Origin of the sequence: Mucilaginibacter sp. (assembly GCF_039925265.1) — a bacterium.
In the GTDB taxonomy this organism is placed as follows: domain Bacteria; phylum Bacteroidota; class Bacteroidia; order Sphingobacteriales; family Sphingobacteriaceae; genus Mucilaginibacter.
In genome coordinates this window covers 132,610-156,254 of record NZ_JBDSZG010000057.1, presented here as the reverse complement: position 1 = coordinate 156,254, position 23,645 = coordinate 132,610, and the positions used below count along the sequence as shown (strand labels likewise).

12 protein-coding genes are annotated in these 23,645 nt (G+C 46.2%); all 12 read right to left on the bottom strand.

Annotated elements, in window-relative coordinates; all coding sequences use genetic code 11:
* Positions 1-3,642 carry a hypothetical protein gene (locus ABIX36_RS25035; protein WP_348084905.1) on the bottom strand — a complete coding sequence of 1,214 codons (3,642 nt, stop codon included), beginning with the start codon at positions 3,640-3,642 and terminating at the stop codon, positions 1-3.
* Between the two features lie 2 nt (positions 3,643-3,644).
* The gene (locus ABIX36_RS25030) at positions 3,645-4,589 is read right to left on the bottom strand and encodes a hypothetical protein (RefSeq protein ID WP_348084904.1); all 945 of its coding nucleotides are present in this window, start codon (positions 4,587-4,589) and stop codon (positions 3,645-3,647) included.
* 1 nt (position 4,590) lies between these two features.
* The gene (locus ABIX36_RS25025) at positions 4,591-5,934 is read right to left on the bottom strand and encodes a hypothetical protein (RefSeq protein WP_348084903.1); all 1,344 of its coding nucleotides are present in this window, start codon (positions 5,932-5,934) and stop codon (positions 4,591-4,593) included.
* Between the two features lies 1 nt (position 5,935).
* Entirely contained in the window at positions 5,936-10,885 is a 4,950-nt protein-coding gene (locus ABIX36_RS25020) for a DUF6603 domain-containing protein (protein WP_348084902.1), read from the bottom strand.
* A gap of 8 nt (positions 10,886-10,893) precedes the next feature.
* A complete protein-coding gene (locus tag ABIX36_RS25015; RefSeq protein WP_348084901.1) occupies positions 10,894-13,035 on the bottom strand; it encodes an anthrax toxin-like adenylyl cyclase domain-containing protein in 2,142 nt (713 codons plus the stop codon).
* 1,188 nt (positions 13,036-14,223) lie between these two features.
* The gene (locus ABIX36_RS25010) at positions 14,224-15,069 is read right to left on the bottom strand and encodes a phosphatidylinositol-specific phospholipase C/glycerophosphodiester phosphodiesterase family protein (protein ID WP_348084900.1); all 846 of its coding nucleotides are present in this window, start codon (positions 15,067-15,069) and stop codon (positions 14,224-14,226) included.
* Positions 15,070-15,213: 144 nt separating this feature from the next.
* The gene (locus tag ABIX36_RS25005; RefSeq protein ID WP_348084899.1) at positions 15,214-16,230 is read right to left on the bottom strand and encodes a substrate-binding domain-containing protein; all 1,017 of its coding nucleotides are present in this window, start codon (positions 16,228-16,230) and stop codon (positions 15,214-15,216) included.
* 128 nt (positions 16,231-16,358) lie between these two features.
* On the bottom strand, positions 16,359-17,588 hold the full coding sequence (locus tag ABIX36_RS25000) for a sugar MFS transporter (RefSeq protein WP_348084898.1): 1,230 nt from the start codon (positions 17,586-17,588) through the stop codon (positions 16,359-16,361).
* Positions 17,589-17,698: 110 nt separating this feature from the next.
* The gene (locus ABIX36_RS24995) at positions 17,699-19,981 is read right to left on the bottom strand and encodes a GH92 family glycosyl hydrolase (protein WP_348084897.1); all 2,283 of its coding nucleotides are present in this window, start codon (positions 19,979-19,981) and stop codon (positions 17,699-17,701) included.
* Between the two features lie 115 nt (positions 19,982-20,096).
* Positions 20,097-20,759, bottom strand: coding sequence for an SGNH/GDSL hydrolase family protein (locus ABIX36_RS24990; RefSeq protein WP_348084896.1), 663 nt, complete (start codon positions 20,757-20,759; stop codon positions 20,097-20,099).
* Between the two features lie 431 nt (positions 20,760-21,190).
* Positions 21,191-22,315, bottom strand: coding sequence for a DUF4185 domain-containing protein (locus ABIX36_RS24985; RefSeq protein WP_348084895.1), 1,125 nt, complete (start codon positions 22,313-22,315; stop codon positions 21,191-21,193).
* A gap of 80 nt (positions 22,316-22,395) precedes the next feature.
* Positions 22,396-23,562: a prolipoprotein diacylglyceryl transferase family protein gene (locus ABIX36_RS24980; protein ID WP_348084894.1), complete on the bottom strand. Its 1,167-nt coding sequence runs from the start codon at positions 23,560-23,562 to the stop codon at positions 22,396-22,398.
* Between the last annotated feature and the right edge of the window lie 83 nt (positions 23,563-23,645).

Genomic DNA, 23,645 nt, shown 5'->3' with positions numbered 1-23,645 from the left:
TTATTCGTTTTCGGGGTTTTTGCTTACCAGTGTTAACCAGCCTTCGGTAGCCTTTACCTCTTCAAAGTTTAAAGGGCTGGTGGCTTCTTCGGCAACAAGGGGTGGTTTTGCCTTTAGGGGGCTCACAAAATCCCAATCGGCATCGTTGCCTTTATAAAGCGGCATTTTAAGCAGGCTAACCGGAGTAAGCACTGGGGCGGCCAATACCCTCACGTTTATTTTTTTCAATGCTTTTTTTATAGTGTGCTGCGGCAGTTCGTACGTGCCCATTGGCAACAAGCCCGTTGTAAGGGTAACCATTGTGCGTGGGTCCATCAAAATGGTAAGCTTCTGCGTTTGTTCGGTAAAAAACTTGTCCTCCGGGGCGCTTTTAAACTTAAGGGGTACATTTTTCTCGCCGTTTGATACCATAAAGCGCTTATAATTTTCATTCACAAAATAACCAACCAAGCCATCGGTTGTGGTAGCTGCACTACCAATGGCAGGCATGTACCTAATAGGCTCGAATTTTTTGTCTTCGAGGCCGCCTATCCATGATTGGTCTCTTGCGGCCGGCCCTTTCAATTCTATCAGGAACCGCGCGTTCAGTATAGCTATGGGGAAGCCTGTTGGCAGAGCCATAGTTAATTGCTGGCGCGAGTATTTGGCCTGTATCCTTTTAGTAACGGTATCTATCTGGTTGCAAATACCATCAAAATTGGCCGGGTTTTCGCGGATAAAGTTCATGATGCTTAGCAGGGTTGGGTTTAGGTTTGGCAACCCTATCAACCCGCTGGCCGCGTTGCTGCCCGGAATGGTTAAAAGCTGCACGGTTTTATCAGAGGCTCTTTTTACAAAATAGCCCACCTCCTGGCCCGATGCCCTGTAAACTACCAGGTTTTTATCCAAAGCGTTGTAAAGCAGCCAGCCGCATACGGGACTGGTACCCGGGTCAGAGTCGGTAACGCGGGTGGGTTCTGTGGCGCTAAGCCAATCAAACCTTAGCCGCGCCGGCTGTATAATACGCGGGCCCAGCTTAAACTCGTTTACCACCCCGGCTACCTGCATGCCGGCCGAATGTTTGAACGCCTTTTTTTTGGCACCTAATAAGGTATCGGCCGGGTAAGCATTAAGCACCTGCCCAAAAGAATCTATTACGCGCAGCATATTTACCTTTATAATGCCGGCGCGTACCGGCGTAAATGGCCAGTCGACTATTTTTGGCTGCCAGGAGTTTTGATTACCCATAAGGTAATGGCTGTCATCTACCATTAGTTTGTCGCCCTTTACGTTAACCATGGGCAACTGCACACCGTTGTAGCGTTGTATCAACTGCGACCCAAAACCACCCAACGATTGCGACATAGGTGAAAATTCATTAAACATTTTCGGGTTAGATGCCTCGAGGTTAAATAATTGCTTTATCGTATCGTTGAGCGCTTTTACCTTACCCGCAAACTGAAACGAAAGCAGCGTGCGGCCATAATAGGTTGTTGCCACTCCCTGGCTGTTTTTTAACGAAGGGCCCGAATTAAAATCGATACGGTTATTTTTGCCGCCGAATTTCCATCCGGACAGTACATCGGCGCGTGTAGGGTCCGATTCGGGCTGCCAACTTACGCCCCATTCCAGGTAAAGCGGGTTCCAGGGCTGTTTCCATTTGGCCCGTGCATCGGCAGGGGGCAGGCAGGCATCTACTTCTGCTTCTTCTTTCCCTACCACTTTTTCAACCCGCTTAAAGCATTTTGGGTCCATATCATTTAACAGCTTCTCAACCACCTCGGGCTTCCAGGACGAAGCGGTCGCTATCCCCGTTTTCATTAACGGGTTGGTCACCAACGACTCTATCACCAGATCTTTAATGCCCGCCGGTATGTTTTTTCTGTCTATCATGGCGTATATAGGCCCCATCGATCTGGCGAATATCAACTCGGCACCAATTTTTTGCGAGCCGTTATACAAACGGTTTGCCACCACATATTTTGTACGGCATTTTAGTTTACCATCGTCGGCATTTTGGCTTTGTAAGTTGTGGGCCGGACCTTTAAGGTATACTGGCGAAGGTATGAGGCCGGTTATTACCACGGCAGGGTCTACCGGTTCGTAATATTGTGGGGCTGCTATTCTTTTGGCCTCATAACCGGCCATCTTTGCTCTTTCCATAGCATCAAGCAGTTTTTGGTACTGCATTACTATCTTGCCCACATAGTCTTTTGGCCATTGGGGCTCTATATCGGGCTTATCCAGGTGCATAGATAACGGGCGCCTTAAAAGCGCTCCGAGTTGCTGGTTAAGGCTGTTTACCGCGGTTACGCAAGCCGGTATATCTTTATCCAGTTTTGCTAATATTGCGGGCCATTGGGCAATATAGCTGCCCTGCCCGCTGTCGCGGGTGCCGCTAAATTTCTTTTTAAAGTTAAGGGCATAAAGTTCGGCCTGCTGCGAGGCCAGTTTGTCGGCTATTTTATTATAGTCGCCCTGCAAATCGTTAAGCTTAAGCAACTGGGCAGATACTTCGCCGTCGAACGGATCGAGGCTCTTATCTACCCGATTATCTCCGGGCTCCCTTTCGGGCGGCTGCACTACCCAAACCACGCCTGCCTCAACAGGCAAAAAGGTTTTGGCGTGCATTTTTTTGTTCAAAATATCCAGCCCGTTGCCTTCCAGCCCGTTATCCAGCAACGATTTGAATTGAAAAGTGGCCAGTAATTTCTTGCGCAGATAATCGTTAGCGGGCTGCACCTGGCTGTGGAGCAAAGAAGCCAGCGCTTCTGAAGTAGTGTTGCCTATGCCTATTTGTATACTGCTTGCCGGAGGTATGCTTTTTTGAGGATTGCTTACCCAGGGTATGCTATGCACCATGGCGTAGCAAACTGTGCCGGTGGGTATCCTGGCACCCATAGCGGCGTCACCTTCCAAGGCCCAGGAAAGCTCTTTTAACTTTGCCTGCAGCGATTCATTATCGCTTACACCGCTTAGGGGGTCCTGCGTTTTGTTGGCATACCAGCCGCTTACCTGGTAGGTAAATGAGGCGCCTGCGGGCAGCAGGTTGCCGGCAGCATCCTTCATATCATCGCGAAAGCCAAATATGTTTTTACAATGCACGTACGATGCCGCAAACTCCGAATTGCCGGGTGCTATAATAGTAAGCTTATCTATGGCTGTTTGTGTACCGTCCTCCTTCCAGTCTATCAAGTTCCAGGCTTTGCCCATTACGATGGGTTTGATGGTGTTCTCCACAGCATCTTCTTTGATATAATTGCAAGCTATGGGGTTATCGGGTTGCAGAAAATCGCTTTGCAACACCCAGGCGCGCCAGGCACCGCTGTCATCGGTACGCACAATAAGCCAGCGGTTTGGTACGGCGGGGAAATCTAACTCGCCATGGGCCAGGTGTTTCCCTTTGCGTAAAGCATCGGGCATTATCCAATGCAGGTGGATGCCTTTTTCGAGCACGGGCTGGTTGTCGTCTGTTTTTTTACCGGCCTCGTCTATCCTTTTCTCCAGGTAAAAACCAAGGGCGGCGCTGCTTTTGTAGCGCGCAGCATTTAGGGCGGTAAGATCCTGAGCGGTACTTTTCCAGTAATTGTTATTTCCGTTAACCACTATAGCCTCCAGGTGGATGGGCACAAGCAAGTTTAATATTTCATCATCTGTAGCCATTGTTATGTTATTTTGCGTGTAATGGTTAGTTTGGTTTTTAACGGTTTTGATAGTAAACTCTCGGTAAGTTTGGCGGAGTTCTCTACCTGCGAATGCAGCAGGTGCGGCGTAGGATTTATTATTTTGCTGATATCCAGTACGCCTATTCTTTCGCGTTGCGGGGCGCCGGTTGTAAGCTGTTTTGTATCCATGTAAATGGTTTCGCCCGGCTGGGTTATTTCCACGTCGGTTATTATGCCCTCGCAAATACACAATACGGTGTTATTGGCCAGTTTATCTACACGTATTACGCGACGCGGGCTTACGGTGGTATCGGTTTCTTTCAGTTTACCGCTGGCTATCACTTCTACCCCCGTCCAACTGGAGATAATCGACGAGCGAATGATGAAGCCACTGTAACGCCAATCTGTTTGCGCTACCGATGGCGTAGGGCTTTTGTACACCAGATTTCGTTCTTCGAGGCGTTTTTTCAGTTCTTCTTCCAGCTCGGCAGGTGTGTACCGGTTGCTAATTTGCCTTAAAATGCCGTCTTTTACCTCGTTGTAGTGTACCAGGGCGGCAAAATCGCCTTTCATGGCCATACCCAGCAATTCTTTACCATCATCGGCAGATACGCTTAAGGCGCCGTTGAGCAGGCATTGCACCCATTCGGGGTCGATATAAAACAGTTTCAATGCGCCCTGCTCTATTTTTATGGTGCTTGCTGCATTCTCGGCAGATTCTTCGGGGATGATGTTGCCGAATTTATTGAGGTTAACCACCACCTCGTTTATCTGTAAAAAGCGCTCATTGGGTATAAGGTAATGCACAGGCACGCCTTGTAGCATACTTAGCTTACCCAAAAACTCGCCTGCAGTATCGGGCAGAGGGGGCGTAGGTGTTGTGGCGGGTTTATCTAATTTTGTTTTAACGTCGGCAAAGAGGTTAAATGATATCGGTTCGCTCATGTTATTTTTTACTTTTTTTCCACAGGTCTAAAACAAAATCGGTTAGCACTTCATCACTCTCTATCTCTTTAATAACGGGGTCTAATTGCTCGGGTTTTAAAATGGCATCCACTTTTGTCTGGCCAACCATTTGTGGTTTGGTTAGCAGGTCCAGCGCTATCATTATCGGTTTCTGGCTTTTGCTGGTGTTTTTCCAATCGCTTATAGCGCCAGAGAAGCCGGGGTTCTCCAGCGCCAGCAGGCGGCCAAGCTGCCAGGCCGCGGCATAAGAGATATCAAATACGCCGGTTTCCACATCAAGCCTCATGGCCTTATCTGCCGATTGGTACGAATGTAGGTACGGTACGGGTTTTTGTATAGGCACCAGGGGGCTGCGGTACCACGATACTGCTTTTTTTCCATCGCGCTTATCGTGATTAATGATGGTATAACCATAGTTGATGGCTTTTAGGGCCGCTTGTGATATAGGCTTGCCAATTAATTGCTTAAACTCCATTTGCATGGGCTGGGCGTTTTCATTCAGCTTTTGCAGCAAACTCGCAAACGACGCGCCCTCTACTTTAAACGACCATTGTTTCATCACCACCAGCCTTATATTACGGTTGGTTACATCCACTTTATCATCAATTACATCGCCATGCCCTTCCAGCGATACCAGGAAAGCGGTGTTTGTTTTACCGGCTGTGGGCAACCTGTTGGCGGCTAACACCGATAGCCACCCGGCATCGTTATCTTTTTTTAGTTCCTTATCTTTATTAAACCTGTCGGTAGTATCTACCTGACGGGTATGGGCCAAAAAATCCAGTTCCTTGCTGCGCGGGGCTATGCTTTTAAACAAGGTGCCCGGTATCTCCAGCACCTTAATTTTTTCTTCTATTTTTTGTTCTTTCTCGTCGAGCCGAGGGTAAGCGGGCACAATAAGACCACTGGCGCCTGTAAGCACATCTTTTAGCTTTATTTCTTTAACAGCATCTTTTGGCAGCTCATCCTCGTTCAGCAGCAACACATAAAGCCAGGGGCGTTTTTCGTCTGTGTTGCGCGTTATCACCCTTTCCCAAGGCAATGTTTTGCGGGTGAGAATAATGTGCGGCATGGCATTTTCATAGGCGCCTTTAGAGCCTGCCAGCGGGAAAGTGCTGTGGATAAGCGCCAGATCGAGCGAAAACCGGGGTGCCGTAATGGTAAAACTAAGCTCGGCCTGGGGCATTTGAGTGGGTATCGAACTGCCCTTTGTATCAACCATTACCTGTGCATTTACTGTATAAACGCCCGCAGGCAGGGGGGGCCGCGACGAGCTTTGCAGCTTTAAAGTGCCTTTGTCTATTTTATCGTTACTACTTAGCATATTACATTGAGTTTGTAGGCAATAACTGCCCTATTGAAGCCAGATAATCGGGAACGTTGTAAAGAGCATCGTCAAATTCGGTCTCATTTGGCGCATAAAGGTTAAAGCCATAACCCTTAAGATCGAGCGCCTCGTTAACAGCCAGTTTTTTGCCTAAAACCTTGTTGATGGTTTTCACCACATCGGCATCTATCGATTCGGGATCGGCGGAGGTAAGCAGGTCGAGGGTTTTTTCAGGGAGCTGCTCTTCGCATTTGTTAAGATCTTTGCTTTCCATCTTACGGTCGTATGGTTCTACAGCGTGCAGCTTAATACCGGTTAGGGTATCTTTAAGCACATCGCCGGTGCTGCCGCTGTTGCCCCACAAAGCATTATTAACACCTTTTGCGCTGCCAATAATCACAATGTTTTCTGTCACCAGCGTGCCGTCATCCCGGGTGAGCCATACATCAAGCCTGGCATCAAGGCTCTCTATGTCCATTGGTTTTACACCAATATCCTTTTTGCGGTTGCCCAGGGTAAGCGGCACATCTGCACCGGCAACTTCCATCAGGGTGGTCTCGGCCAAGGGCTTAACATCAGGCTTTGCCCCTGCCCGCAGCAATGTTTTATGGGCCGAAGCTGTGGGCGCGCTGATGCCATTAAGCGGGAAGAACGAATCGATGGCCACTACCACATCATACCCGTTGGCATAGGTGGTATCGGGCTTTTGATTGGTATCGCCCTGGCCGGTCTTTAATTTGCTTGCCTGTGCGGGGTTTATATCATCGGTTTTATTTTCGATACCTTTTATGATCCTCATATCCAGCACACAAGGGTTGGCATTCTTTTTGGGTACAAATGATTCCTGGAAACCGGCTTCGTCGCTATTGGTTGCCGAGGCATCCCAAATAAGGGCTTTCTTATCATTTGGTGCGCCGGCGCCAAAGCCAATGGTGAAGGAGAAGATGCTCCAATCTACAAACAGTTCGCCGGCAAACGGCGGCCCCCATATTTTAATAACGCAGGCCAACTGCAGTTTAAAGTGGATATGGATGAACAGTATTTTGATGTTGGCTTCGATACGAACAATGATGCCTGCCACCAGATTATACTCAAACGGCGCCCATTTGATCATCATATCTGCCCAGATAAGTACGCGGGCCGATAGGAAGGATAGGCCGTAAGCAATCTCCCACTTACCGCCGGCCATAATTTCGCGCGGGGTAAGGGCGTAATACATCTCGCCCGATATGGATAGCTCATCGCTGAATTTCCAGTTGAGCGCAAGCCTATCTACATTGGGGTAATGGGCGGGTTTTTTGTAGCCCGGCGCGTAACCACCAAGGGTGATCACAAAGTCACCTTCGTGCTCGCCCGATATCCAGCTGTAGAAGGCAAAACCACCTGTAAGCTTACAGTTTTTATTAAGGATGTACGAGTTATCGGTAAGCATACCGTTAACGGCAATAACATCGCTATCAGGCCCAAACTTGGCCAGCAACGCCATCTCAATGTATACGATAGGTGTTAGGCTTTTGCTTGGCCATTTCAATACCGATAGGCCAATAATGGCAAACTCCAGCTTGTTGCCAAATTTTGCGGTAACCAGTACAAACGATTCGAGGATGTTGAACGAGGTGAACTTGATACCCAGGGCCAGCCAGTAATCGCCGGGCGATGAGGGTATCCATTGGTTCTCCACCAAGTCGCCCAGGATTTCCATCAGGCTTTTCTCTTTTTGCGGGCTTAGCACCATAGATACCAGCGGGAAATCCTTCACTTCTTCCAGCTTGGGTATGCGCACCGTGCGGTTATAACCAAAGCCCGCGGCGATACCCGTTACAAAGAAGAACGAAGGCCCGCCTATTGGGCCGTTGTAAAAGCCGTAGATAAACATCGAGGTTGACTTATCCTGCAGCTTTGCATACGCGCCTATGCCTTTTATGCTGAAGCCCGATGTTGATATTTGAGCGCCGCCGTAAAAGGATAGTTCTTCGCCTGCCTGATTTGGCGCACGCAGCAGCATACCGCTAACTTCCAGCGGGCTCTTTTTGAGCGATAAACCAAGCCCATCCAGGTTGAATTTGGCTTCGATATTTTCACCATGGATGAGTTTTATCGGCGAGAACGACATGCCCAGCCCTTCTACACTAACCGACAGATCGGCCAGGGAAATAGCACCGCTGATAAGCAGCGATAAGCGCCCGTTCTCGAACTTAAAGCCGAGCTTATTTAAGGCCACCGGCCCCATTTTTTTGTTTATGTTTACCCATTTAACCGCTGGGTCGAAAGATTTTGGTCCATCTGTTAGCGCGTAAATATTGTTTTCGCCCAGTAGCAGGTATTGTTTTGTTTGTTTGGTAACCGGTAGGCTAAGTACTATAGGGTCATCCTGCGTTGGCAGGTTTAGGGTGCCAGATAAGGTTGCGCCGCTGCTGTACTCAGTTGCTGTTTCGGGGTAGGCTATTTCCGGCAACTGGCCCAATTTCGGTTCGGCAAGGTATGGTAGTTTATAAGCATAAGGAGCGGGCTGCGACGAGTACACAAAACCAACATCGGTAAAGCTTACATCGTTAAGCTCGGGGCCTACCAGCGGTAATTGGTTAAGGCAGGTAATATCGGTATCTACGCCGAAGGCATAAACGGCATCGGTGGTGCCTTCTTTAAAGAAACGTTGTATAAATATTCTGATGCGCTGGCCGGCAAGCGTTGCAAAGCCAATAATATCGGTTTGTTTTGTTGCGCCATCGTAACTTACATAAACATCGGTTAGAATAAGCTCGGGCACAAAACCCTCGGGCAGTTTGGTGCCGAAGGCCATATCGGTAAAGCCGCCAAGCAATGCCCCAAGCGAAACCGACAAGCCCCTCGCCCCGCCTTTGAACACGTTTTTGATAAGGCCGTCGCCTGTTTCTTCGTCGTCGGTTTTTTGGCGGGTGGCTTTTAAGAAAATATCGGCACCGCCAATACTAAACAGCAGCTGCAGATCCAGTTTAAAGGTATCGCCGTCTTTTGCAAATTCAACAAAAAACCTGGTGTCTTTCCCTTGTATCTGGGTGGTAAAATCGCCCGAAAAATAAGTAGCCTCGTTTATCTTTTGCACCTGCAAAACCATATCGAGCCCGGTACGGCCGTATAAGTTTACTTTTATTGTGCCGGTAAAACCCTTTAGCGTGGTAATGGTAGCTATTCCCGTTTCCTCATCGGTTTCGGTAGATCTGCTATACACCAGATCAAGGCCCTTAAAGGTAACGGCGTTTAATTGTTTAGGTGAGTTACCCAGGTTAAACGAATCGGCAATTTCTTTTAGCGTTACGTTACCCGCGTATCCGGCCGATAGTTGCCAACCGTCGTCGTACTGGGCGCTGCCGTTGAATACCAGTTTTTTGCCGCTTTTGGTATTGTATTCAAAATCGGCCTCAATATTAAAACTGTAGCTGCTTTTACCGTAAACGCCAATGCTGAGGTTGGTCATTTTAAAGCCGACAGGCGCTGCCGCATCGCTATCCATATCCAATTCCGCGCCATCGGCAACAGTCATGTTAAAAGAGATGGATTTATTGCCCGAATCGTATTGGCCCGAAAGTTCGATAATTGCCATATCGCTTTTAAAACCGGCGTCTTTATTAAACACATCTACTATTTCGGTAAGTTTCAGCGGGCGTTCGGGGTCGAGATACAGGTTGTAGGCACCTTTGGGGTAGCTGCCATCGCACAGTAACCGCAGATCGCCACGACCTAACCGGGCAATGGCCGAAAATTTGGCTGTAACCAGGTTCATTCGTATAGGTTGGCGAACGATGCAGCTGAGCTTCAGTTCCTGCAACTCTATAATGTTATTAATAAGAGGAAGGTTTTTTGCGCCGGCATAAAAGCTTATCGATTCGAACCATTTTTTTGATTTTGATATGCGGAAAGCAACGCCTGCATTAATGCTGGTTATGTTTAGTTGGCTTACCAGGCCCGATTCGTCCAGGTATTCGTGCAGGTCATCGAGGCTGCAATCGGCCTGTATTAAAAACGAATCCTCGTCCATAGCCCAAACGCCGGATAGCCTTACGCTTTGCGCAGCCGAATTGAAAAGAATAGCACCCGTTAACCCTATCTCGCGCTTTTGCTTTAGTTTGGCCTTCTTGTCATCCCCTGTAAGTTGGTTGTACAATAATGCCGGCTTTTTTTCATCGTCGTCATCTGCATCTATCTTAGGCTGGGTTTGTTTTTCGGCCTTTAACGGCGAACTGAATACCAGGCCCAGTTCGATGGTTTTTACTATGCTTCCTTCAAACTGGCGTGGTGGTTTTAAAATGGGTACCATCAACCGCAAGCTGGGCACAACCGGCACGTGGTAAACACAACCCTGTATCACTACGTTGTTGGTAACAAACTCCCAGGCGCTGCCGGCAAAGTCGGGTATCATGTCTGATGATGGCAAGGCGGGTAAAGTGCCGGTATAGAACAAACCGCCTCGCCAGCCTTCGTTTTCATCAACCATGCCATCGCCCCGGGATACGGCCTTTAAGGCAGGCAGCAAGTTTTCGTCTGCTCCTATCCCTTCGTAAAACGTTTTCCAAAGGGCATCGCTTATTTTACCGGCAGAGGCGTAAAGGTAATACCATTTAATTTTGGTAACCGTTACCGCCGGCAGGTTTGGGAAAGGCAGCTTGCTGTCCTTTTCGCTAAGCCATGGTGTTTTGGGCACCATCTGCGGAAAATACTCCGCAAACTTTTTATTAACGGTTATTTCTTTGGGGATGATGCAAAAAACAGCGTCATTGCCTTCTTTAAATATATAGGCAGTAAGGCCGCTTTCTACATTTAAAAATTTAGTCTTATCAAGGGTTAGTTTGTACACATCACCTTCGCCCTGGTATTCGCCATCCAAAATATCCGGGGTGGCTGTGCCCAGGTAGGCTTTCATATGGCTTTTTAGCGCATCGCTAAAATTGGCCGGAATATCGTTTATCTTCATGGTGGCCATTATGCAGGAAATTTCAAAAGATCCTCAAACATTTCGCGCTTTTTTTGCGATGGCAACTCTGCCATAAAGGTAAAGGTTAAAAACAGGAGGACGATATTGTTAAACAAATCCTTGTCAGCCGGGGTTTCTTTTATCCTCAGTATATCCTTTAAATTTGTGATAAACAGGGGCTGGTTAGCAGTAATCATTCTGGCATCAATAATTCCCTTGTTAACGTCAATGGCGGTAAACTCTTTCAGGTTGTCATCGGTCAGTTTAAATTTCTTGTTCAATAGCGTTATAGTAGCCAGGTTGTCTGCTATAATTTTATCAAACATCTCTTTTTTATTCACCTCGGGGCCCAGGGTGTTATACAGCAGGTGTATCATCCAGCGGTAATGCATAAACACGCGGTAATCTGCTTCCATGCACTCTTTTATAAACAAAACCAGTTCTTCGGGAGACTTTATAAGCCCCGCCCAGGTTTCTACGGGGCCTCTTCCGGCTATACCCGGAATTCTGGCACCTGAAGAAAAATTATTGAGGGCCCTGGTTGTAAAGTTAACAGGCATATATACCGCTATGGGGAATTCTACTTCCATAATGCCGGGGCGACCACCTTCATCACTATGGAAACCTTTATTGGCTGTAGAATAAATGCGTTTCTCTTCGGGTACATCGGGGTCTGAGATAAAAGTTGCTGCAAAGCTGTTAAGCAGGCCCGATACCAGGTGGCAAAGGCTGTTCATGTTACCAAATTCGGCGCTTTCTTTAAGCACATCCATCGGGTTGTTTTTATCGGGGTTTAACTCGCTAAACCCGGGCACAAATTCTATAGCGAAATTATTGCTGTTGCCCATGGCCGTGGTAAAAATTTTGCCCCCCATGCGATTAAACCTGCCCTTAACGTATTCTGATTGCCTGATGAGTTCGTTGTAGCCTACATTTTCGTGCGGCCAAATGGCAAAAAGGTCGTAATCGCCGGAAACGGCGTTTTTGTAATACTCATCATCTGTTTGAAACGGCGGGAAAGGGTTTACGAAACCGTTTACAGGGTAAAATTTATTTTCGCCTTGCGGTACGCCAAATATTATATTTTCGTTAGCATCCGCATAAAACATTTTTTCGAGATCTTCAGCCTCCGTAAATTCTAATGCCTCCACCTCATCAAAAGTGAATATTTCGTTTAATTTCTTTTTGTTGTCTGCTATCGTTTTTTTCTCTTTTTCATTGTAAACCTTTTTTGGGTCCTCTTCATACAGGTCTTTGTCAACCAGGGTACATATAGCGCCTTTAAAGCCGCCTGTAAAGTTATTATCGTATGGGTCGGCAGGTTCTTTTAAGGTTTTATATTTAATGCGGCCATGGTATATCTGCCATAAGTCTCCTTCTTCATCTTTTTTCAACAAAAATTCGGTTATTACGGTAGGCTTGTTAGTAGCGCCGGGTGTTTCATCGGTAACATTCTCGGCAATACCATACCAGGTTGTTTCATCTATCCGGGTAGGCTTACGTACCCCCCGCAATTGGGACAAATTGGCAACATCAAACTTTCTTTTAAGGGGGATAAAAGGGCTGGCACCACCCAGGCCGTTCTCGCCAGACCATTCTCCGGTTTTCTCTTCATTAATTCGCTCCTCACGTAAAATAGCTAATACCGCTTTGTCGTAAGTGGTTATAAACTCCTTAGTGGACTTCTCCCTATCGGCCGGGGATGCCGTTTCAGGGATACCGCCTACGTTATCATCCAAAATCTCTTTTGCCTTAGATATTTTTTCCCTGACTCCTTCAAAGTGTTCCAGGTGTTTCAAATAGTGCAGTATCTCTTTTGCATTATAGCCTATGCGCGCGGTACCCTGCTTATTAAAAACCGGCAGCTGGCAAATAAAACCCTGCATAGGCCCCCAGTTGCACGATTTTGCCTTAATATGGAAGCCCTTAAGATCGTATCCCTGCTCTATCAGGTCTACACCAACCGAACCGGGCAGCCGGCTCAAAACAATGCTTTTTGTGGCCTTGGCGGTTTCCAAAAACGAGTAGCTGATGTAAGAAGGGAACCCCTCGGCTTTTAATTGCTCGTCAACCTCATGGAGAAGGGTAGATTCTGCTATTGAATTAGCCTTAGTGATGTACGGATTAATTGGAGGTTTTGGTCCGGGCATGATATTGTAATTATGAAGGTTTGGAAATAATTGATTTATTGTTGGTTTGTTGACCCAATAGGCAGGCCAACCGGCGAAACAGGGCTTAACTCAAGCTTTATATTACCCTCACAAGATCAACCGCGGAAGCAGATAGGTTATGCTTTTACTTGCAAAAAATTTCTTCTAAATATAATAGCATAAATCACATTTTAAAGAACCTAAACCTATTATATTTATTTTACCAAAAGTTAATAAAAAGGTGCTTGGCGATAAAGAACTACGCTTTTTTGCAATATTTTTGCATTGTAGCAAGCGGAGGCTGTTTTGTAAAGTGGTAATTAAATGCTTACCAAATGTGCGTATAAAAACTATTGGTGTTACAGGGTATAAATAGCTTTTTTAACAGGTGTTTTTAGGGAGAGAAAAGGAGGAGATTAGGTTTGCGTCCCTAAACGCTCCAGAATGGGTTTTATATGTCCATTCAGTAATGCTCAACATAGGATAACTGAACATTATCTAAGTTAATCTGTATTTAAACAGTGGTGAGTATTTTGGTGAATAAGGAAGAAAACACTTATAACATATTGGATATTTGAAGAGTTTTTTGTTTTCGTTGAATCCCTCTCCGCATGTTTTCACAAGCACTCCTGAATCTTCTATGAAATTCTTTCATTTTAATAGGGAAAAGTAATTAGCAAAGGTATTGAAGTCGACAGAGCCCTTAGCTATACCACATGATAGATACATATACTCATCATTTTGTTTATCATTAAAATACAGCACTTTATACTTTAGTGAAATATGCTTAGTATATTTGATTGATTAGAATAAATATTATTTCGTGCGTGTAATTTTGTATCGTTTTTGCAATATCTCCAATTTATACTACTACTAATTTTCTACCAATATAAAGTATATGGAAACACTTTTACTTTCTGGTTCGCCCAACGTTTGTAGTATTTTGGTGCAAAAATGCACAGTTAAGTTCAAAAAAATCATAACACTGCTGTGTGCGTGTGTAATATTGAGTGGTTTTACCAACGCGCGGGCAGCAGCCGACAATAATGGATATGTGCATAATGCCAGTTCCTCAGAGGACTTCTTTAGCAGTATCCGCGCGATTCGGAGGACGTGATCTAACGATAAAACAATTGTATTGATTAAAAAGCATGGCTGTAGATGATTTTTTATGCTTTTAATTTCCGTTTAAGGTAGGTCTACATTTGCATAGGTGCCTTGTCTCGCCAGTAAAAAACCTTTCAATTCTTCCAGTTTATCGGTATTTATCAGGTCTACGCCGCAATTTAGTAACTGTGTCCAAACCACCTCGTTTTCCGGCGAAGCCCACAGCCTTACTTTTTTGCCGAATTTATGGGCCATGTTCACAAAGGCCCTCAGCTTCTGCTTTTGGTTTGCCGGCATTTCGCCTTTGCCGCTCCACTTAAGCATTTTACCGTATTTGCAGCTTGCGGTTTGGTACACGTTGGTCGCAAGCGTATCATGATAGGTTTTCATCAGATCCTCGTCAATAAAAGCAAGGCGATTTTGCTCTGCTTTCAACATTTTAAACGGCTTGTTACCCGTTATAACAATGTTTATCTGTCGCTGTACGTAAACACCGTTTTCGTACCCGGAGATCACCGATCTGTATTTATTCAGCAGCACCTCTAAAGCCGAATAAGTTTTATTGGCGTTAGATTTAATATCTATCATCAGGGTAATGGGAGCCACGGGGCGGGCCGCCAGTTTGCTATTGCCATTAATGCAATCCATCAGCGGCGCAAGGTAAAGGCTTTCCAGCGTGCGGCTTTTTTCCAGCATTGGCAAAATGTGGGCTACTATCAGCTTGCCGTTACGCAGGTAAATATCAGCTTCCATGTGTGTAAAGCCATTATCAAGCGCGTCAAACAAAGGGCGTTTATGCCAATAATCGTTATGAGCGAAGGCATTTGCCAACGGGATAGATTGAGCGAGGCCATTAAAACCCGCTAACAACATCAACAATGATAAAAATAACTTAACAAAGCGCAGGTGCTGGTTTCCTCTTGGCATATGTTATATTGATTTGCCCTAAGATAGGGATATAATCAATACCAGATGATAATTCTATGACAATTCTGTGTTAAATTTTGTTAAAAATTTATTTCAAGAGAAAAGCACCAAAAACTGGGAATTTGTGGCCACACCGACCAAGGTTTATTTTGCTTTAGAGGAACCCCGGATATTGAAATCGGTTTTTAGCACGATGGATTGAGAACTGATATGTTGGGATGAAGTGTTTAGTTTGTTAAGCAGCACAGTGATCACGCTATCGGCAATTGCTTCGATAGGCTGGGCTATCGCGCTCACAGGTGGTGAGAACAGTTTAAACACATCGTAATCATCAAAGGAGATCAGCGCAAGGTCCCCGGGTACTTTTAGCCCAAGATTATTGATCACTTTTAGCCCGCAGGTGCCTACATGGTTGGTACCAAAGAACACCGCGTCGAGATTTTTATTTTTTTTGAGGAAGGTAGCTATGGGCCCCATGATCAGTTCTTCGTTCTGATCGAACACGATCTCCTGCACCACCGGTTTTAATCCGCTGGCTTTTATGGCGTCTTTATAGCCCTGCAAACGCGCCTGCATTTGCGTTTGATGCGACGCGAAAGTGACAAAGGCAATGTTTTTATACCCCTGCTGCACTAAATGCATAGTGGCATTGTAGGTACTGAACAGGTTGTCAATCTCCACGTAATCGGTGCTTACATTTGGCAAATGCCTGTCGAACAAAACCACGGGCATCCCGTCTTTTATCAGCGAGCTAATGTCCTCCTCTATGCCTTCGGGCGGGGCAATAATATAGCCATCCACGTGTCTGTCGCGGAACATATTGATGAGGTCCTTGGTTTTAGAGGTATCGTTATCGGTACTGCAATAAATAATTTTATAACCGTTTTTGTAGGCCCTGTCTTCAATGAGCCTTGCTATAGCCGCGAAGAAGGGGTTGGAGATATCCTCCACCATAAGGCCAATAATATTTGATTTACCGGTGCGCAAACTCTTGGCCAGTGAATTGGGCTTATACCCTACTTCGTCTACAAATTTTTGTACACGGTCTACCAGTTCTTTGCCAATTCGTTTCTCCTGCGCGCGCCCGTTCAGTATAAATGAGATGGTGGTTTTAGAAACGTTTAGGTGGTTGGCAATATCAACTATGGAGAGTTTTTTCACGTGCTATTTTTATAAATTCAAATATAATCAATATCACGAACAAGCTGAGCAATAAATGCCCATTAAATCGATTTATTGCAAAGATTTCCAATAAAACTCAATCATCCTAATACTATTTTGCCGTAAAATTATGCTGCAACTGTGCTTTTATTTAAGCGCTTGTAATTAAAGCCGAAAAGGAAGATAACCGCATAACAAATAATGGGCAAATAATAGGCATGCGCCACGCTGTGGTTGGCAACTAAACCCATCAGCAGCGGGAATAAGCCACCACCTACAACCCCCATCACAATGAACGATGAGGCCTGCTGCGTTTGCTTACCCATGTTCTTCAACCCAAGGCTAAATATGGTCGGGAACATAATGCTGAAAAAGAAATTGATGAACAAAAGCGCAACAAACGATACCCATCCAAAGCCCTGCGCTACAATAAGGCACATTACAATATTGGCAAGTGCAAAAGCAGCTAACAATTTATAAGGAGCGATAAAGCGCATCAGGAACGTACCGGCAAAACGGCCTGTCATCATCATCACCATACTTAGTGCAAAAAATCTACTGGCGTTAGCATCGCTAAAATGCATCACTTCGTGCCCGTAGTTGATAAAAAAGGCCCAGGTACCGCCTTGCGCGGCTACATTGAACAACTGCGCTATCACCGCGAAAACAAAGTGCTTATGATGAAAAAGCTTTTTATCGGGATGGGGCGCTTCTGCGGCCGAATAAGAGTCGGTTGCCACTATATGCGGGTCGGTAAGCGCGGGGACTTTTACAAATGCAAACGCGATAGCTATTACGGCAATTACCGCGCCAATGGTGATATAAAGGTGCTTTACCGATACGAGATCCTGCTCGCCGGCGAAGATAACGGAACTGCCAATAATTGGCCCGATGATACCTCCTACCCCATTAAATGCCTGGGCAAAGTTAATGCGCTGGTCGCTGGTACGCTGGTCACCGAGTGACGCTACAAAGGGATGCGCTACAGTTTCTAAGGTTGCCATGCCACAAGCTAAAATAAACAGTGCCACCCGGAAGAAGGTGAACGATTCTGCATCGGCAGCCGGTATAAACAGGAATGCCCCTACGGAATAAAGCAGCAGCCCCAGCAAAACGCCGTTCTTATATCCAAACCGTTTCATGAACAACCCCGCCGGTATCCCCATTACAAAGTACGCCCCAAAGATGGAGAACTGCACATAGGCCGAACGGGCCTTGCTCACGTGCAGTACGTTTTGAAAATGGCGGTTCAGCACGTCGCCCAGCGTCATGGAGATCCCCCACATCAAAAACAAGGAGGTAACAAAAAGCAGCACTAACAGGTATTTCCGTTCGGTAAACTTGGGTTTGGCGTCCATCCGGCAAAGTTTAAATTCGGGTTATATTGGTGCTGTAAATTAACTCAAATGTTTTGCAAGTACCAAATAGCCTTCGCCCAATTCCGACTGTTTTTCGCTTATATCATTCATTAAGGCCGCTCAGCGCGCGATAAAGAGAATGGCTTATCCTCCGGTGCCAATCCTCGGCTTAAATTCGGTTGAGCGCCCATTTCTAAATGCAGCACGCCGCCATTCATAATATCCGTTTGGGTAATAAAATTATGGGTGTACGGCTTGCCGTTTAACGTTGCCGATTGGATATATACGTTAGCCTTGCTGTTGTTATTAGCCTCAATGGTAAATTTGTTGCCATTTTCCAGCGCTATAGTCATTTTTTTGAACAGCGGACTACCGATCACGTACTGATCGGTTCCCGGGCAAACGCTGTAAAAACCAGCCGCACTCAGTACAAACCACGACGACATTTGCCCCTCATCCTCATCGCCGGGGTAGCCGTTCTCGGTAGCGTTGTACATTTTGTCCATTACCTCGCGCAGGTGCATTTGGGCTTTCCAGGGCTGGCCGGCGTAGTTGTACATGTACAGCATGTGGTGAATAGGTTCGTTCCCCTGGGCAAACTGGCCCATTTTAAACTCGGCCATCTCCGTCATTTCATGGATAACCTGCCCGTAGCCGCCAACCTTAATGGTACCCGGTTCGGTAAATACCGAATCTATTTTAGCGGTGAAATTTTTATCGCCGCCCATCAGGTTGATAAGCCCCTGCGTATCATGAAAAACCGACCAGGTCCAATGCCAGGCGTTGCCCTCGGTGTACGGGCCGCCCCAATCCATCGGGTCGAAAGGCTCTATCCAGTTGCCTTTAGCATCCTTAGCGCGCATAAAACGGGTTTTCGGGTCGAACAAGTTTTTGTAGTTATACATCTGGCGTGCAAAAACGTCTTCGTAATATTTGTTGCCGGTTGCTTTTGCCAGTTGGTAGGCGCAAAAATCGTCATAAGCAAATTCCAGGGTCCAGGCGGTAGCGCCCTCGGTTTGTTTGGTGTACGGCACAAAGCCATCGGCATAATATTCTTTCCAGCCAGGGCGACCGTTGGCGCTGCCCCATGGGCCTTTGTTGGTAGCCTCGTGGTAATAGGCTTCCAGGGCTTGTTTTGGGTCGAAACTGTGGATGCCCTTCATCCAGGCATCGGCTAATAACGATATGGAATGGTTGCCCAACATCCCGCCCGTTTCACCAGGAAACGACCATGAGGGCAACCATCCGCATTGTTTTTGTGCATCCAGAAGGGCCTGGACCAATTGCCCCTCCATTTTTGGATGCAAAATAGTATTCAGCGGAAACTGGGCGCGGAACGTGTCCCAAAAACCGTTATCAGTATACATGTAACCATCGTGCACCTTACCATCATATGGGCTATAGTAGTGCGGTTGGCCATCTTCACCATATTCAAAAAACTGATGCGAAAACAAATTGGCATGGTACATACAGGAGTAAAAGGTCGCCTTCTCTTCTTCGGTACCGCCCTCAACCGCCATGCGGCCAAGCAGTGCGTTCCAAATTTTATCAGCCGCTTTATGGGTATCATTGAATGATTTATAGCCGCCTAATTCTGTTTTTAAAGTAAGCGCGGCCTGCGCCGGGCTGATGTAAGATGATGCTACTTTAGCCTGCACCGTTTCGCCATCTTTAAATTTGATGTAAGCACCAACGCCATCGCCTTCGGCAGTTTTAATGCCGGCTTTTGTGGTGTTCTTTTTATTTTCCCAGGTACCAAAAGCGGTAAACGGCTTATCAAAAGTGATGATAAAGTAATTTTTAAAACCCTGCGGTGCCCAGCGGCAATTGTTTACATAGCCGGTGATCGTCTTTGTTTTTGGATCGATGCTCACCATGCTCATTTTGGTGTAGCCATCCAGTACAAGATAAGAACTTGCCCCCTTGGGGAACGTAAAACGAAGGTGTGCGCCTCGCTCGGTGGGCGACATTTCGGTGGTAATATTGTTATCCAGCTTTACTTTGTAGTAGCTGGGCTGGGCAATTTCGTTAGCATGACTAAAGGATGCCGCGCGTTTATCCTCGTTCACCACGAGGTCGCCTGTAACAGGCATCAGCGAAAACACCGCATAATCATTCACCCAGGAGCTGCATTGGTGCGACTGCTGAAACCCACGAATCTTTTTCTCAAAATACTGGTACTTCCAGCCGTCGCCGTTTTTACCGGTTTGGGGCGTCCAGGTGTTCATACCAAAAGGCAGCGAGGTGGCAGGATAGGTATTACCGTATGAAAATTCGTACTTGGTATTGGTACCCTGCCGGGTGTTTACGTACTTAACCAGGTTTACTTCCTGTGCGGAAAGCATGCGGGTAATAAGTACTAAAGCTGTGCAGATATGTAAAACTCTCTTCATTTGTAAACTCAATTTATCGACAATCTATCTAATTGGCGGCTAAAATCGTTTTAGCAATTGTTAAAAAAAGAGGAGGCGCCACCGCCTCCTCCAAACCAAAAATAAACCAAAAATACTATTTTATCAGTGTTTGATACATGATATCAGCCACTTGTTTGTTGCCCTCGGCATTCAGGTGCACGCCATCTACGGTGAGGATATCCCTGTCTTTGTTCTGCGGATTATTTTTTAACCCGTACTCGTGGAATGTCTTGCGAAAATCTATCAACCCGCAATTGTTTTGTGCCGCTATATCACGGATGATCTGCGAGTATTTGTTCAGATCGCCGTCCAGTTCATTACTAAAATCGGTTTTCTCACCTACGGAAGCCGGGGTACAAATGGTAACCTTAATACCCTTTGCCTGGAATTTCTTGATGAGCGCGGTATAGAATTTACCGAATTTGTCCCAATCGGTGCCGGTACCAAACATGCGCTTGTGCCAAACATCGTTCACCCCTACCCATATCACAACCACATCGGGGTTCTTGGTCAGCACATCGTCTTCGTAACGGAGGTACAGATCATAGATCTTATTACCACCAATGCCTGCTCCGGCGGCTTCGTAATCGGCAGCCTTGTTATTATCTTTTAATTTTTGTTGAAACAGGGTAATGTAGCCATCGGGGCGTACGCCGTACTCGGTAATAGAATCGCCGAAGAACACAATTTTAACGGGCTTTTTTGTTTGAAAGCTGCACATTACCACAATTGCGGCAAGCATTAATAATTTCTTCATTTTAGTTAATTAGTGGTAAATGCTAAATTGATTTAGCTAAATTATATATTATTTTTAAAGTAACAAATTATATGTGAGAAAAAGCGGGATCTCACGATTTAAACAAATTAGCACGCTATTGGAGTGAGGCACCGCAAACGGGTAGTTACCTTTCAAGGGAATATGTAAGAGCGGACAAAAAGCTATAAGAGCCTTTTAAAACGTTTTGAATAAGGATTTGGAAGACGCTACACACAAACAAAATCATTAATAAAAAAGTACTTTTTATGTAAACCCTGTAAAAACACAACAAATTGATTACCAATAAATTATAAATATATATTTTGAATTGTGTTAACTTTTGTAAACCTTTTTATCGTACCCCGTCAGCGGAAAAAAGAAGAAATATATACCTCGTCATCTGGTGAGTGTCGCCACACCAGCCCGAAACCTTACTGAAACTTTACCCTGATAAACCGGGGCCGGTACAGGTTGGGATGTACCTTAAGATCCTTAATAAACTCTACAGAGTTGATGTTATAGCTGATGATCAGCTCCCCCGGTTTAGATAAGCTTGGGTGCGCTTTGGCGTTGTACACTACAAAGGTTTTCTCCACCAGGTCGGGTTTGCAATCCCATAGCTTAATGATGGGGCCAAACGGACCCACGGGGCTCGCCCCTATTCGCATCCCTACAATAGTGCTCATGCCACCCTGCTGAAAAATTAACGCGTAGCGCCCATCCGGCAGGGCAGATACGCTTAGCTCGTTAGAAACGCCGTCGGTAATGTTGGCTACCTTACCAATATCGCTTACCCAGGCACTGCCATCCCAATAGGTCCATTTGCCAAAATTTTCAAAATCTTTTGGCAGCACGCGGGCCACCATCAGGTTTTTTACCATGCCGCGCACGCCGTAGGTATAAATATAACCATCGGGTTTTGGTGCGCCGGCGGCTTTGGTATTTACATAAACACCCGCGCCAAATGACCCGATATCATTCTTGTCATCCAGCAGGTAAAGAGGTGTGTCCATCTGTTTCAGTTCTTTGTAGGGCGGTTTGCTGCCTGCAGGAATTTTGATGAGTGTGTTACCAACTTCCCTGAAACCAAATGCCCCGCTGCTCACATTCCGCACCCGGTACCCGAAGATGTAGGTTGCATTATTCGCCTGGTTTACAAAACCATCGCCCAGCCAGTAGTAGTCGCTGCTGTCGGTTTTTGGGGTTTTGGGGATGAACAGCGATTCGGCATTGCCCTTCGTGTCTTTATCCCAATAAAACTTCATTTGCTTAGCCAGTGGCTTGTTCCCGTTGAACAGCGCAACCGAATTATGGATCATTTTATAGCCCGGCATCATGGTATTATCGCGCACTTCGCCTATCATGCTATCGCTGAAGATGAACAAGATCTTATCCTTTGGTTTCGACTGCCTGCTCTCTACCCCACTTAGCGGAATAGTATAAATGCCATCCCCGCCAAACCAGCCGGTATTCCGCTTCAGCAATGCCGACCATTCCGGCGCTTCGGTCACCGTAAATTTTATATCTGTAAGGTTTACGGGGTTGGTTTGAGCCATGCCTTTATGCATCGCGCAGCAAATAAAACATAATAGCACAAGCCTTTTCATATAGGGAATAGGATACATCATCAATGGGTTTATGCAGTTTTTTTTGGTGATATGTAACGCTTACAGCCAATAATTGTTAGTCCAGCCAATCCGCCGAGCAACATCAGCCCGCCTATTAGTTCGGCTTGTGTAAAAGTAAGGCCTAAAAAACTGTAATAAAAATTTATGCGAATATGCTCTATCAAAAACCGCTCTCCTCCGTTGAGGATAAGGTAGATAGAGAACATCAGCCCTGGTGTTTTTATCTTTTTGCGGAAGGCCCACATCAGCCCGAACATGCCGATGCACAGCACCAGTTCGTAAAGCGGGGTTGGATATACGCCCTGCACCAGCTGGCTACAGTAATTGCCACTACAGCCGGGAATGGATACACCCGCGTTGATAGAGTTATGCGGATACTTAAAACTCCAGGCCCAATCTGGCAGCCAGTTGAGCCAGTTCGGTTTAATGTGCCGGTTGATGATACCCCAATCCCCATCGCCGGACAGCTGGCAGCCTATGCGGCCAATACCGTAAGCCAGCATCATACCGGGCGAGCCAATGTCTGCCAGGTGTACCTGTTTCATACCGTAGCGGTAGCCGATATAAAGGTAGGTAAGCGCCCCAAATATCAGTCCGCCATAGTAAGCAAAGCCGTTTACGGAGAAAAATACCCCAAGCGGATCATACATAAACTGGTCTATATGCTCCAGTGCATCAAACAGCTTGGCACCAATGAAACCAAAAAAGCCAACACTAAAAACGATGAGGCCCATCAGTTGGTAGGGGTGGCGGGTCTGCTCCACTACCTTGGGTTGGGGCAGGGCTTGTTTTTTACGGTCGAGGTAGATCCAGAAGGCAAAACCAGCGCCCAGCAGAATCCCGGCAAGGAGGTTGCCCTGCGTGGAAAAGATATATTTCCTCGGGTCTGTTTGGAACTTGCTGTAGTTGAGCGCCGCGCCAAAAACTTTAAAGCCGAAAGCAAACCCCAGCGTAAAATTCACCAGAACATCCAATACGGTAACCTGTTGCCCTACAAGCGCTTTACGTTTAAATGCGTGGATCTTTCCATTCGCTTCGTAGCGTTTAAATTCTGAAGTAAAAACTACATAAGCCAGCAAAAACGACAAAACGATAAACAAGCCAAGCGTTTGTATGGGGAACGAAAACCGTATGTGAAAGAGATAGTAAACCAGGTCGCCTATAGTTGGAAACATGTTGCTAATGTAAAAAATACCGGGGCAATAACTGTGATGGACTGTGTGCAGAAAACCTGTAAAAAGGCAAAAAAGTCCCTTAT

What these genes read in the sequence shown, in the direction of transcription:
- ABIX36_RS25035 (WP_348084905.1), bottom strand. Translation starts at nt 3,642, where the DNA reads ATGGCTACAGATGATGAAATATTAAACTTGCTTGTGCCCATCCACCTG.
- ABIX36_RS25030 (WP_348084904.1), bottom strand. Translation starts at nt 4,589, where the DNA reads ATGAGCGAACCGATATCATTTAACCTCTTTGCCGACGTTAAAACAAAA.
- ABIX36_RS25025 (WP_348084903.1), bottom strand. Translation starts at nt 5,934, where the DNA reads ATGCTAAGTAGTAACGATAAAATAGACAAAGGCACTTTAAAGCTGCAA.
- ABIX36_RS25020 (WP_348084902.1), bottom strand. Translation starts at nt 10,885, where the DNA reads ATGAAGATAAACGATATTCCGGCCAATTTTAGCGATGCGCTAAAAAGC.
- ABIX36_RS25015 (WP_348084901.1), bottom strand. Translation starts at nt 13,035, where the DNA reads ATGCCCGGACCAAAACCTCCAATTAATCCGTACATCACTAAGGCTAAT.
- ABIX36_RS25010 (WP_348084900.1), bottom strand. Translation starts at nt 15,069, where the DNA reads ATGCCAAGAGGAAACCAGCACCTGCGCTTTGTTAAGTTATTTTTATCA.
- ABIX36_RS25000 (WP_348084898.1), bottom strand. Translation starts at nt 17,588, where the DNA reads ATGGACGCCAAACCCAAGTTTACCGAACGGAAATACCTGTTAGTGCTG.
- ABIX36_RS24995 (WP_348084897.1), bottom strand. Translation starts at nt 19,981, where the DNA reads ATGAAGAGAGTTTTACATATCTGCACAGCTTTAGTACTTATTACCCGC.
- ABIX36_RS24990 (WP_348084896.1), bottom strand. Translation starts at nt 20,759, where the DNA reads ATGAAGAAATTATTAATGCTTGCCGCAATTGTGGTAATGTGCAGCTTT.
- ABIX36_RS24985 (WP_348084895.1), bottom strand. Translation starts at nt 22,315, where the DNA reads ATGGCTCAAACCAACCCCGTAAACCTTACAGATATAAAATTTACGGTG.
- ABIX36_RS24980 (WP_348084894.1), bottom strand. Translation starts at nt 23,562, where the DNA reads ATGTTTCCAACTATAGGCGACCTGGTTTACTATCTCTTTCACATACGG.